Origin of the sequence: Arenimonas sp., from assembly GCF_019459675.1 — a bacterium.
Classification (GTDB): Bacteria; Pseudomonadota; Gammaproteobacteria; order Xanthomonadales; family Xanthomonadaceae; genus Arenimonas.
Map to the genome: position 1 here is coordinate 1 of NZ_JAIBFH010000409.1, position 12,173 is coordinate 12,173.

11 protein-coding genes are annotated in these 12,173 nt (G+C 70.0%); 10 read left to right on the forward strand and 1 reads right to left on the reverse strand.

Features of this window, described 5'->3' with window-relative positions; genetic code table 11:
• Positions 1-964: aminotransferase class III-fold pyridoxal phosphate-dependent enzyme (locus tag K0M70_RS13515; protein ID WP_290782793.1), on the reverse strand; the 964-nt coding region annotated here is incomplete at its 3' end.
• A gap of 232 nt (positions 965-1,196) precedes the next feature.
• On the opposite strand from K0M70_RS13515, the gene K0M70_RS13520 reads away from it, so the two are divergent.
• The 10 genes from K0M70_RS13520 to secF all read left to right on the forward strand — a co-directional run bounded on the left by K0M70_RS13520 (position 1,197) and on the right by secF (position 12,099).
• Complete coding sequence (locus tag K0M70_RS13520; RefSeq protein ID WP_290782795.1) at positions 1,197-2,135, forward strand: ABC transporter ATP-binding protein; 939 nt, start codon at positions 1,197-1,199, stop codon at positions 2,133-2,135.
• On the forward strand, positions 2,132-2,908 hold the full coding sequence (locus K0M70_RS13525; RefSeq protein WP_290782797.1) for an ABC transporter permease: 777 nt from the start codon (positions 2,132-2,134) through the stop codon (positions 2,906-2,908). The genes K0M70_RS13520 and K0M70_RS13525 overlap by 4 nt, the downstream gene beginning before the upstream one ends.
• Before the next feature lie 3 nt (positions 2,909-2,911).
• Positions 2,912-4,729 (forward strand): amidohydrolase family protein, encoded by a 1,818-nt coding sequence (locus K0M70_RS13530; RefSeq protein ID WP_290782798.1) that lies wholly within the window; start codon positions 2,912-2,914, stop codon positions 4,727-4,729.
• A gap of 29 nt (positions 4,730-4,758) precedes the next feature.
• Positions 4,759-5,868, forward strand: coding sequence for a sensor histidine kinase (locus K0M70_RS13535; RefSeq protein WP_290782800.1), 1,110 nt, complete (start codon positions 4,759-4,761; stop codon positions 5,866-5,868).
• The gene (locus K0M70_RS13540; RefSeq protein ID WP_290782802.1) at positions 5,865-6,467 is read left to right on the forward strand and encodes a response regulator transcription factor; all 603 of its coding nucleotides are present in this window, start codon (positions 5,865-5,867) and stop codon (positions 6,465-6,467) included. Before K0M70_RS13535 ends, K0M70_RS13540 begins: the two co-directional genes overlap by 4 nt.
• Positions 6,468-6,519: 52 nt before the next feature.
• Entirely contained in the window at positions 6,520-7,566 is a 1,047-nt protein-coding gene (queA, locus tag K0M70_RS13545) for a tRNA preQ1(34) S-adenosylmethionine ribosyltransferase-isomerase QueA (protein ID WP_290782803.1), read from the forward strand.
• A complete protein-coding gene (gene tgt, locus K0M70_RS13550; RefSeq protein WP_290782805.1) occupies positions 7,563-8,684 on the forward strand; it encodes a tRNA guanosine(34) transglycosylase Tgt in 1,122 nt (373 codons plus the stop codon). The genes queA and tgt overlap by 4 nt, the downstream gene beginning before the upstream one ends.
• Positions 8,685-8,842: 158 nt before the next feature.
• Entirely contained in the window at positions 8,843-9,184 is a 342-nt protein-coding gene (yajC, locus tag K0M70_RS13555; RefSeq protein ID WP_290782807.1) for a preprotein translocase subunit YajC, read from the forward strand.
• Between the two features lie 56 nt (positions 9,185-9,240).
• Positions 9,241-11,118, forward strand: coding sequence for a protein translocase subunit SecD (gene secD / locus K0M70_RS13560; RefSeq protein ID WP_290782809.1), 1,878 nt, complete (start codon positions 9,241-9,243; stop codon positions 11,116-11,118).
• A 57-nt stretch (positions 11,119-11,175) separates the two neighbouring features.
• Positions 11,176-12,099 carry a protein translocase subunit SecF gene (secF, locus tag K0M70_RS13565; RefSeq protein ID WP_290782810.1) on the forward strand — a complete coding sequence of 308 codons (924 nt, stop codon included), beginning with the start codon at positions 11,176-11,178 and terminating at the stop codon, positions 12,097-12,099.
• Positions 12,100-12,173 lie beyond the last annotated feature (74 nt).

A 12,173-nucleotide genomic window follows, 5' to 3' on the forward strand; every position in this document is an offset into this window, starting at 1 on the left:
CGATCGAGAGCACGCCGTGCGCCCGCAGGCCGGCCTGGATCGAATCCAGCAGCAGCAGGCTGCCGTGCTGGCGGGTCAGTTCGCGGGCCAGCGCGTAGAACGACGGCGGCACCGAGCGGCCCGGGTCGCCTTCGCCCATCACCGGCTCGATGAACATGGCTTCGAAATACCATCCGTTGGCCTCGGCGTCGGCGAAGGCCTGGCGCAGGCCTTCGATGGAGTAGGGCTCGATGGTGATCAGCTGCTCGGTGTGGTGCTTGTAGCTGGCCAGGTGCTGCAGGTAGGCCTTGCGCGAAGAATCCGAGTACAGCGCCGGCAGCTCGGTGCGGCCATGGAAGGCGCCCTTCACGGCGATGCGCTTGACGCGCTTGCCGGCGTGCCTGCCGCCCGGATCGGTGTGGATCTTGGTGTTCACGTCGGCGATGCGGCCAGCCAGCGACACCGACTCCGAGCCCGAATTCAGGCACAGGAAGCGCGCGAAGGGACAGCCGCCGATGCTGTGGCCGATTTCGCTGCGCAGCGCGCGCACCACGCGCAGCTGCGACAGCGAGGGCGTCATGACGTTGGCCATCACCTGCGGCCTGGCGATGGTGTCGAGCACCGCCTGCGGCGTGTGGCCGAAGCCGAGCATGCCGTAGCCGCCCGAATCGTGGACCACGGCGCCCTTGAGCGTCACCACCCACGGGCCGCGCGCGGCCAGGGCTACGTAAGGGTTCACCGCGTCTTCGGAATAGAAGTTCACGAAGCCAGCCTGCACCGCTTCAATCTGGGCCTGTTCGTCCATCTCCAGCAGGTCGACGAATTCGCTGCGGATGGCGGTGTACTGCTCGACGGCGGCGTGCGCGGCAGCGACCAGCTCCGGGAAGCGGTCGGCCAGGCGCAGCACGCTGGCGTCGTCGAGGCCGGCGGTGCGCACGGTGCCGCCGTGGCTGCGCAGGGGCTTGAGGATGTCGATCAGGTTCATGGCGCTCTCCGGGCCCAAAAACAAAACGCGAGGAGGGTCCTCACGCCGCATCTCTTGCTTTTTAAATCAACTACTTGGCGTGGATATTACCACCCGGGGCGGGGCCACGTAACCCCCGGGCGTTTGAATCGGGCCGTGCGGGGTGACAGCTGTCAGGTGCGATTGCTGACCAGCCCCACTGACCGCGGGGCAGCACGAATTCGACACTGGCGGCGAACCGGGAGGATCCGCCATGACCATTGTTTCATCCGCAACGCACACCCTCGCCACGCTCACGTCGGCCACCAAGCGCTATGGCCCCGTCCTGGCGCTGGACGCGGTGGACCTGGAAGTCCGGGACGGCGAGGTGCTGGCCGTGCTGGGCGCCAACGGCGCCGGGAAAAGCACGGCGCTGGGCCTGCTGACCGGCCGGCTCAGCCCCGACGGCGGCCGCGTGCAGCTGTTCGGCCGTGACCCGCGCGAGCCCGCCGCCCGCCGGGGCATCGGCGTGATGCTGCAGGACGGCGACCTGCCCGACACCCTGCGCGTGGCCGAGCACGTGAAGCTTTTCTCAAGCTACTACCCGTCGCCTCGGCCGGTCGCCGAAACCCTGGCGCTGGCGGGCCTGGCCGACCTGGCCAAGCGCCCCTACGGCGCGCTGTCGGGCGGCCAGAAGCGCCGCGTGGAGTTTGCGCTGGCCATCTGCGGACGACCGCCGCTGCTGTTCGTGGACGAGCCCACCGTGGGCCTGGACGTCGAGGCGCGCCGCAACTTCTGGGCCGTGCTGCGCCAGCTCCGCGACGAGGGCGCGGGCATCGTGCTGACCACGCATTACCTGGAGGAGGCCGACGCCCTGGCCGATCGCATCGTGCTGATGGCCGGCGGCCGCGTGCTGGCGCAGGACACGCCGGCCGGCATCAAGTCGCGCGCCGACGGCAAGCGGGTGCGCGCGCGCACCGCGCTGGCGCCGGCCGCGATGCAGCGATGGCCCGGCGTGGTTTCGCTGTCGGTGGAGAGCGGGATCACCGACGTGCTCACGCGCGACGCCGAAGCCCTGCTGCGCCATTGGCTGGCCGCGGATGATGGCCTGCGCGACCTGGAAGTGCGCCCGCTCAGCCTGGAAGAAGCCTTCCTCACCCTGACCGCCGGACGCGCGCCCGCGCCGTCCTGCCCCGTGGAGACCGCCGCATGAACCCGTCCCAGCCGCTGCCCGCCGCACCGTCCCCGTCGCTGCTGCGCATCCAGTCACTCGAGGCCTGGTACGAACTGCTGCGGGTGCTGCGCACGCCCGCGTTCGCCATCCCGTCGCTGGCGTTCCCGGTGGTGTTCTACGTCCTGTTCGCGTTGGTGCTGCCCGGACAGTGGGGCGGTTACCAGAAGTCGGCCTACCTGTTGGCGACCTACGGCGTGTTCGGCGTGATCGGGCCGGCGCTGTTCGGCTTCGGCGTGGGCCTGGCGATCGAACGCGAGAAGGGCTGGCTGGAGCTCAAGCGCGTGTCGCCCATGCCGACGTTCGTCTACTTCATCGCCAAGATCGCCATGAGCCTGGTGTTCGGGCTGGCCGTGGTGTGCCTGCTGACGATCGCCGCGGTGGGTTTCGGCGGGGTCCGCATCGATGCGCTGACCTGGGGGCTGCTGGTGGCAACCCTGCTGCTGGGCACGATGCCGTTCTGCGCAATGGGCCTGTGGATCGGCACCCTGGTGAAGGGAGACGCGGCGGTGGCGGTGGTGAACCTGGTGTACCTGCCGATGGCGGTGCTGTCGGGCCTGTGGATGCCGCTGTTTGCCTTCCCTGCGGTGCTGCAGAAGCTGGCCGTCATCTGGCCGTCCTGGCATCTGGCGCAGATGGCGCTGGGCGTGGTCGGCCAGGTGCCGGACGTGCGTTACGCCCACCACGCGCTGGTGCTGGTGGCGACCACGGTGGTGTTCCTGACCCTGGCCGCCCTGCGGCTGCGAAAGGCCTGAGCCATGAACCGACTGCAGGCTGTGCTGGCGGTGGCGGTGGGCGTGCTGGTGCTGGCGCTGGTGGCGATGCCCGATCCCGCGGCGCCGCCCGCGGCGCCCGCGCCCAAGGCGTCCGCACGCGAGTTCGTGGTGCGCGACGTGCGCCTGTTCGACGGCGAACGCTTCCACGACCGCCAATCGGTGCATGTGCGCGACGGCCGCATCGTGGCGGTGGGTGAGTCGATCCCGCTGGCCAAAGGCGTCGCGGTGGTGGAGGGTGCCGGCCGCACGCTGCTGCCCGGCCTGGTGGACGCCCATGTGCACACCTGGGACGCGGCGCGTCGCGATGCGCTTCGGTTCGGCGTGACCACGATGCTGGACATGTTCAGCGACCCGGTGACGCTGGGCTCCGCGCGCACCCAGCGCGAATCGCCGGACCCGACCGACCGCGCCGACCTGTGGTCCGCCGGTACGCTGGCCACGGCCGCGGGCGGCCACGGCACGCAGTTCGGCATGGCGATACCCACGCTTGCTTCGGCCGACGAAGCCCCGGCGTGGGTGGATGCCCGCATCGCCGAGGGGTCCGATTTCATCAAGATCGTGCGCGAAGACCTGCACGTCTACCGCGACGGCGAAAACCTGCCGACTTTGGACGCCGCCACCGCCGCCGCGCTGGTGGCCGCGGCCCACGCCCGCGGTCGCCTGGCGGTGGTGCATGCGTCGGCGCAGGAAGCGGCGCGCGAATCGCTGCGCGACGGCGCCGACGGGCTGGTGCACGTGTTCCAGGACGTGCCGGCCGACGCGGCCTTCGTGGCGCTGGCGCGCGAGCGCGGCGCCTTCGTGGTGCCGACGCTGACCGTGGTGGCAGGGTTTTCAGGGGAACACAGCCGGCTGGCGGAGGATCCGCGCGTGTCGCAATGGCTGTCGGGCGACCAGCGCCAGTCGCTCGCCGGCCGGGCTGGATTCGCTGCCGCCAACCCCGCGCTGCTGCGCAACGCCATGGAGAGCGTGCGGCGCCTGAACGCCGCCGGCGTGCCCATCCTGGCGGGCACCGATGCCCCCAATCCCGACACCGCCCACGGCGTGTCGCTGCATGAGGAAATGGCCTGGCTGGCGAAGGCGGGCCTGTCGCCGGCGCAGGCGCTGGCTGCGGCCACGTCGGTGCCTGCCGATGCGTTCGGCCTGCGCGACCGCGGCCGGATCGCACCCGGCCAGCGCGCCGACCTGCTGCTGGTGGAAGGGGATCCCTCCACGGACTTGGGCCAGACCCTCGCCATCGTCACCGTCTGGAAGAACGGTCGCGAAGTGGACCGTCGCGTTGCCACCGAAGTGGTGCCTGCCCTCGCGGCGGGCATCGTCAGCCACTTCGATGCCGGCGGGCTGGGCAGCCGCTTGGGCGGCCAGTGGATCGCCACCACCGACCGCATGATCGGCGGGCAGTCAGACGCCGCGTTGGCGCGCATCGAAGGCGGCGCGCAGGGCAGCGCCGGTGCCCTGCAGGTGCGCGGGCGGCTGCAGGGCGGCGGTGGCACCGTCTGGGCGGGGGCGTTCCTGGGCCTGGGCGAAGGCGGCATGTCGCCCCTGGACGCCAGCGGTCTGGGCGAGCTGGTGTTCCATGCCCGCGGCGATGGCCGCACGCTCTCCGTGCTGCTGTTCTCCGGCGGCGAAGGTGCGTCCCCGGCCAGCGTTTCCGTAGCGCCCGACGCGCGGTGGCAAGAGTTCCGCGTGCGCCTGTCCGACGTCCCCGGCGCCGATCCGTCGCGCCTGCGCGCCATCGCCATCACCGTGCCGTCGGGCCAGGGCGATTTCACGTTCGACCTCGACCAGGTGGAATTCCGATAATGTCCTTGCTCCGGCCAGGCAGGATGCATGTGGGCGAGAACACGCGCCACGAATACGACGACATGATGGGCCCGCCCTGGATGGGCCTGGTCTATCTGGTGTTCCTGTTCCTGCCGCTGATGTTCTGGTCCGGGTCACCGGTCCGGCCGTGGGCGGTCAGCGCGGTGGCGGCCCTGGTGTTCCTGCCCATGTACTTCGCCTTTTTCCGCTGGCGCGGCCTGCGCCAGCGCGCGCTCATCCCCGCGGTGGCCGCCCTGGGCCTGGCCGTCATCACGGTCAATCCCGGCGGCAATACGTTCGTGATCTATGCGTTCGCGATGGCGGGAACCGTGCTGCCGCTGCGCCATGCGCTGCTGGCCGCCGGGGCCATGCTGGTGCTGACGGCGGCGCTGTTCTTCAGCACCCTGCCGCTGCCGTTCGCCGTGGGTTACGTGGCGATGGTCACGGTGATCGGCGGGCTGGTGCTGGGCGGCGTGGTGCTGGCGCGCGCCCGGGCGCGGCGCAACGCCGAGCTCAGGCTCACGCAGGACGAGGTGGGCCGCCTGGCCGCGCTGGCTGAGCGCGAGCGCATCGGCCGCGACCTGCACGACCTGCTGGGCCACACGCTGTCGCTGGTGGCCATCAAGAGCGAACTGGCCGGCCGGCTCGTGGACGCCGACCCCCAGGCCGCGAAGCGCCAGATCGGCGAAGTGGAGAATGTGGCGCGCCAGGCGCTGGCCCAGGTGCGCGAGGCCGTGGTGGGCATCCGCGCCACCGGGCTGCAGGCCGAACTAGCGGCCACGCGCCTGGCCCTGCTGTCCGCCGAAGTGCACCTGGACCAGCGTCGGGCCCCGGTGGCGCTGCCGCCGGCGCTGGAGTCGGTGCTGGCCATGACCCTGCGCGAAGCCACCACCAACGTGCTGCGCCACGCCCAGGCCAGCCGGGTGGACGTGGAGCTGCTGCACGACGCCGGCGAGCTGCGCCTGGTGATCAGCGACGACGGCCGCGGCGGCGCGCTGCAGCCGGGCAATGGCCTGGCCGGCATGCGCGAGCGCATCGCCGGCGTGGGCGGGCTGCTGGACATCGACAGCCCGGCGGGCGGCGGCACCCGGCTGCAGGTGACCTTGCCGCGCCGGGCGATCGAAGAGGCGGCGCCGTGATCCGGCTGGTGCTGGCCGAGGACCAGGCCATGGTCCGCGGCGCGCTGGCCGCGCTGCTCGGGCTCGAGCCCGACCTGCAGGTGGTGGCCGAGGCGGGGGATGGCGAAGCGGCCTGGAAAGCCGTGCAGCAGCAGGTCCCGGACCTGCTGGTCACCGACATCGAGATGCCGGGGCTCACCGGCCTGGACCTCGCCCTGCGAGTCCAGGAGGCCGGCCTGCCCACGCGCGTGGTCATCATCACCACCTTCGCCCGCGCCGGCTACCTGCGTCGCGCCCTGGACGCCGGCGTGCGCGGCTACCTGCTCAAGGACGCGCCGTCGGAACAGCTGGCGGCCGGCCTGCGGCAGGTGCATGCCGGCGGCCGCGCCATCGATCCGCACCTGGCCGTGGCGGCCTGGGGCGAAACGGACCCGCTGACCGAGCGCGAGCGCCAGGTGCTGCGCCTGGCCGGCGAGGGCGTGAAGAGCGCGGACATCGCCGAGCGCCTGCACCTGTCCCATGGCACGGTGCGCAACTATCTGTCCGAGGCCATCGGCAAGACCGGCGCGGCCAACCGCATCGAGGCCTACCGGACGGCGAGGGCCAAAGGCTGGCTCTGACTGCGGCGTGGGCCTGCCCGCGCGGATTCTGGGATAATGCGCGCCCTTCGCCGTGCTTCCCACTTTGAAAAAGTCCGACTTCAATTACACCCTGCCGCCCGAGCTGATCGCCCAGGCGCCGCTGGCCGAGCGCTCTTCCAGCCGCCTGCTGGTGGTGCCGGCGAAGGCGCCGCCGTACGAAGACCGCATCGTGCGCGACCTGCCGGACTATCTGCAGGCGGGCGACCTGCTGGTGTTCAACGACACCCGCGTGATTCCCGCGCGGCTGCACGGCACCAAGGAAACGGGCGGCCGGGTCGAGATATTGCTCGAGCGCATCACCGGCGCGCACGAAGTGCTGGCCCAGATCGGCGCCAGCAAGACGCCCAAGGCCGGCGGTCGCATCACGCTGGACGAAGGCACGCTGCTGACGGTGCTGGGGCGCGAAGGGGAGTTCTACCGCGTCCGCTTCGACACCGACGAGCCCCTGGAAAAGCTGCTGCTGCGCGCCGGCCGCATGCCGCTGCCGCCCTACATCCAGCGCGAGGCCGCGGAAGCCGACCTGCACCGCTACCAGACCGTGTTCGCGCGCCACACCGGCGCCGTGGCGGCGCCCACCGCCGGGCTGCACTTCGACGATGCGCTGCTGGCGGCGCTGCAGGCCAAGGGCGTGCAGTTCGGCCACGTCACGCTGCACGTGGGCGCCGGCACGTTCCAGAACATGCGCACCGAATCGGTGCACGACCACCAGATGCACAGCGAATGGCTGAACGTGGGCGCCGAGCTGTGCCAGCAGATCGCCCGTACCCGCGCTGCCGGCGGCCGCGTCGTCGCCGTGGGCACCACGGTGGTGCGCGCGCTGGAGTCGGCCGCGCGCGACGGCGTGGTGCAGCCCTTCGCGGGCGACACCCGCATCTTCATCTTCCCCGGCTACCGCATCCGCACCGTGGACGCGCTGGTCACCAACTTCCACCTGCCCGAAAGCACGCTGATGATGCTGGTGTCGGCCTTCGCCGGCCGCGAGCGCATCCTGGCGGCGTATGAGCATGCGGTGCGCGAGCGCTACCGCTTCTTCTCCTACGGCGACGCGATGCTGCTGCACCCCGAGGACCCCGCATGAGCCGCATGAGCTTCGAAAAACTGGGTCAGGACGGCGAAGCCCGCCGCGGCCGTCGCACCTTCCCGCGCGGCACGGTGGAAACGCCGGCCTTCATGCCGGTGGGCACCTACGGCACGGTGAAGGCGATGCTGCCTGAAGCGCTGCGCGAGGGCGGGGCGGAGATCATCCTGGGCAATACCTTCCACCTGTACCTGCGGCCCGGCCTGGAAGTGATACAGGCGCACCACGGCCTGCACGGGTTCTGCGGCTGGAACGGCCCCATCCTCACCGACTCGGGCGGGTTCCAGGTGTGGTCGCTGGCCAAGCGCCGCAAGATCACCGAGGAGGGCGTCACGTTCGCTTCGCCCACCGACGGCGCCAAGGTGTTCCTGTCGCCCGAAGTAAGCATGCAGATCCAGCGCGTGCTGGATTCAGACATCGTGATGATTTTCGACGAGTGCACGCCGTACCCGGCCACCGAGCCGGTGGCGCGCGAATCCATGGAGCTCAGCCTGCGCTGGGCCGAGCGCAGCAAGCGGGCGCATGAAGGCAACGACGCGGCGCTGTTCGGCATCGTGCAGGGCGGCACCTGGCCGGAGCTGCGGGCGCGCTCGGCCGAAGGCCTCAAGGCCATCGGCTTCGACGGCTATGCGGTGGGCGGGCTGGCCGTGGGCGAGCCGGCCGAGGAGCGCGACGCCACGCTGGCGGCGCTGTGCCCGCTGCTGCCCGACGACAAGCCGCGCTATCTGATGGGCGTGGGCAAGCCCGAGGACATCGTGGAGGCGGTGGCGCGCGGGGTGGACATGTTCGACTGCGTGATGCCGACCCGCAACGCCCGCAACGGCCACTTCTTCGTGCGCGGCGGCCAGGTGCGCATCCGCAACGCCCAGTACGAGAAAGACCTGCGCCCGATCGAGGAAGGCTGCAGCTGCTACACCTGCGCCAGCGGCTACACCCGCAGCTACCTGCGCCACCTCAACCGCTGCAACGAAATCCTGGCCTCGATGCTGGGCACCATCCACAACCTGCACCACTACCAGCAGCTGATGCGCGACATCCGCGCCGCGATCGAGGCCGGCCGGTTCCAGGCCTTCCGCGAAGCCTTCCACGCCGCCCGCGAGCCCGCCTCCGAAGCCTGACCCCGGGCCCTGCGCGACGCCGTTGTGTCCCGATGCCCGGTGCGGAAGGGCTTTTGGACGGTACTTCGTCCCTCCGGGTCGGGCCGGGCGAGGAGGGGAGGGCGGGGGCGGGCTGTGGCATACTTCGAGGCTTGATTCCCCATTGAGACGGTAAAGCCATGTCCCTGCTCGATTTCCTGGTTTCCCCAGCGGCCGCCCAGGCCGCCACCGGCGCCGCCCAGCCCAACCCGCTGATGAGCCTGCTGCCCCTGGTCATCCTGTTCGTCGTGTTCTGGTTCCTGCTGCTGCGCCCGCAGATGAAGCGCGCCAAGGAACACCGCGAACTGCTGTCGAAGCTGCAGAAAGGCGACGAAGTGATCACCAGCGGCGGCATGGCCGGCCGCATCGAAGACCTCAGCGAAAGCTTTGTCACGGTCGAAATCGCCGACAAGGTCAGCGTCAAGGTCCAGCGTGGCGCCATCACCGCGGTGCTGCCCAAGGGCACGTTGAAGTCCGCCTGAGCCGCCCCCATCCGATTCACACTCGATCCTGACGGGGTCGCAAACGGTTGTCGCCCATGCTTCAGTACTCCACCTGGAAATACGTCGTCGCCGCGCTGATCATCGCGCTGTCCGCTTTCTACTCGCTGCCCAACCTCTATCCCAAGGACCCCGCCGTGCAGGTGGTGGCCAACCGGGGTGGCGTGGTGGACGACGCGCTGATGCTGCGCGTGCGCGGCCTGCTCGAAAAGGGCGGCGTCGACACCAAGGCCGTGGCCATCGAGGTGGACAGCCTGGTGGTGCGCCTGGCCAATGCCGACCTGCAGACCAAGGCCGCCGACACCCTGCGCCCCGCGCTGGGCCGGGACTACACCGTCGCGCTCAACCTGGCGTCCACCGTGCCCGGCTGGCTTGAATCGGCCGGCGCCCGGCAGATGTCGCTGGGCCTGGACCTCCAGGGCGGCGTGCACTTCCTGCTGGAAGTGGACCAGAACGCCGCCATCGAGAAGCGCAGCAACGGCTTCGCCGACGAAATCGCCACGGTGCTTCGCGACGGCAAGTTCGCCTACACCGGCGTTGCGCGCACGGCCAACGGCATCCAGGTGGACCTCAGGGACGCCGACGACAAGTCCCGCGTGCGCGCCGCCATCACCCGTGAAGCGCCTGAACTGGAGTTGGTGGACGTCCCCGGCCAGCCCACGCGCCTGCTGGCCCGCATGACGCCCACCCTGATCAAGACGATCATGGACGGTGCGATCGAACAGAACCGCAACACGCTCGACAACCGCATCAACAGCCTGGGCGTTGGCGAACAGGTGATCCAGCGCCAGGGCGAAAGCCGCATCGTGGTGCAGCTGCCCGGCGTGCAGGACACGGCCGAGGCTCGCAACCTGATTGGCGCCACGGCCACCCTGGAGTACCGCCACGTGGTGGACTACGGTGCGCAGGCCGTACAGGCCGCCACCACCGGCGCCGTGCCGCCCAACGCGCGCCTGTACTTCTCGCGTGACCTGGGTGCGGACGGCAAGCCACGTCCCATCCTGCTGTCGCGCCGCGTGATCGTGTCGGGCGACCAGCTGGTCAACGCCACGTCCAACCCCGACCCGCAGGGCGGTGGCCCGGCCGTGCAGATCGAGCTCAACAATGCCGGTGGCAACCGCATGTTGGCGCACACGCGCGACAACGTCGGCCAGCTGATGGCCGCGGTGTACATCGAGTCCATCCCCGAGATGAAGGAAGTGGACGGCGTAGAAGTGCTGAGCTTCCGCGTCACCGAGGAAGTGATCAACGCCGCCACCCTGCAGGGCGTGTTCGGCCGCAACTTCCAGACCACCGGCCTGGACAGCCAGGAAGAGGCCGCCAACCTGGCCCGCCTGCTGCGCGCCGGTTCGCTGGCGGCGCCGATGGTGATCATCGAAGAGCGCATCATCGGCCCCAGCCTGGGCGCCGAGAACGTGCAGCGGGGCGTGCAGGCCGTGTTCTGGTCCTTCATGTTCGTGCTGGTGTTCTTCCTGGTCTATTACAAGATGTTCGGCCTGGTCACCAACGTGGCCCTGCTGCTGAACCTGTTGATGGTGGTTGCCATCATGTCGGTGATCGGCGCCACGCTGACGCTGCCCGGCCTGGCCGGCATCGCGCTGACGGTGGGCCTGTCGGTGGACGCCAACGTGCTGATCAACGAGCGAATCCGCGAAGAGCTGCGCAACGGCAACACGCCGCTGTCGAGTATCGCCAATGGCTATGACAAGGCCTCCGGCACGATCACCGACTCCAACACCACGGCCCTGCTGGCCGGCGTGGCGATGGCGGTGTTCGGCTCGGGCCCGATCCGCGGCTTCGGCATCACGCTCATCATCGGCATCCTGACGTCCATGTACACGGCGGTTTCGGTGTCGCGCGGTATTTCCACCCTGATCTACGGCAAGCGCAAGAAGCTCGCCGCACTTTCGATCTAATCGTTTTTCGCAGGAGGCGGCGTGGAACTTTTCCCGTCCAACAGCAACATCAATTTCATGCGGCTGCGCCACGTCACCCTCGGGCTGACGGCGTTCATCTGCGTGGCGGCCCTGGTCCTGCTGGCGACCAAGGGCTTCAACTACGCGCTTGATTTCACCGGCGGCACCGCCACCGAGATCAAGTTCGAACAGCCCGTGGACGTCGAGCAGGTGCGTACGCGCCTGGAGGCGGCCGGCTTCGAGGGTGCGGTGGTGCAGACCTTCGGGTCGGGCAACGACATCGTGGTTCGCCTGCAGCCTGAAGCAGCAGTCGACGGTGAGCCGGCGATGACGGGTGAGCAGGGCGGTGCGGCCATCCTGGCGGCGTCGCAGACGGCCGACAATCCGGGCGTGGTGCTGCGCAGTGACTTCGTGGGCCCGCAGATCGGCAACGAGCTGGCCATCAACGGGGTCTACGCGGCGCTGTTCGTGGCCTTCGGCTTCCTGGCCTACATCTGGGCGCGCTTCGAGTTCAAGTTCGCCATCGCGGCCATCATCACCACGCTCACCGACGTGCTGGTGGTGTGCGGCTGGTTCGCGCTGACGGGGCACGACTTCGACCTGACGGTGCTGGCAGGCATCCTGTCGGTGATGGGCTTCTCGATCAACGACACCATCGTGGTGTTCGACCGTGTGCGCGAGAACTTCCGCACGCTCAACAAGCTCGAGCCGCGCGAAATCCTCAACCGGTCGGTCAACCAGACGCTGTCGCGCACCATCATCACTTCGTTCGTGGCCTTCCTGACGATCCTGGCGCTGTACCTGTACGGCGGCGCATCGCTCAAGGGTATGGCCGAGGCGCAGCTGATCGGCGTGGTGTTCGGCACGCTGTCCTCGATCTTCGTCGCCTGCCCGCTGCTGCTGGCGATGGGCGTCAACAAGCAGGACCTGATGCCCAAGGCCCGCGACGACATCGAAGCCGAGCTCGCCCGCCGTCCCTGACCGGGGGGGGGGGGGGGGGGGGGGGGGGGGGGGGGGGGGGGGGGGGGGGGGGGGGGGGGGGGGGGGGGGGGGGG

What these genes read in the sequence shown, in the direction of transcription:
- K0M70_RS13520 (WP_290782795.1), top strand. Translation starts at nt 1,197, where the DNA reads ATGACCATTGTTTCATCCGCAACGCACACCCTCGCCACGCTCACGTCG.
- K0M70_RS13525 (WP_290782797.1), top strand. Translation starts at nt 2,132, where the DNA reads ATGAACCCGTCCCAGCCGCTGCCCGCCGCACCGTCCCCGTCGCTGCTG.
- K0M70_RS13530 (WP_290782798.1), top strand. Translation starts at nt 2,912, where the DNA reads ATGAACCGACTGCAGGCTGTGCTGGCGGTGGCGGTGGGCGTGCTGGTG.
- tgt (WP_290782805.1), top strand. Translation starts at nt 7,563, where the DNA reads ATGAGCCGCATGAGCTTCGAAAAACTGGGTCAGGACGGCGAAGCCCGC.
- yajC (WP_290782807.1), top strand. Translation starts at nt 8,843, where the DNA reads ATGTCCCTGCTCGATTTCCTGGTTTCCCCAGCGGCCGCCCAGGCCGCC.
- secD (WP_290782809.1), top strand. Translation starts at nt 9,241, where the DNA reads ATGCTTCAGTACTCCACCTGGAAATACGTCGTCGCCGCGCTGATCATC.
- secF (WP_290782810.1), top strand. Translation starts at nt 11,176, where the DNA reads ATGCGGCTGCGCCACGTCACCCTCGGGCTGACGGCGTTCATCTGCGTG.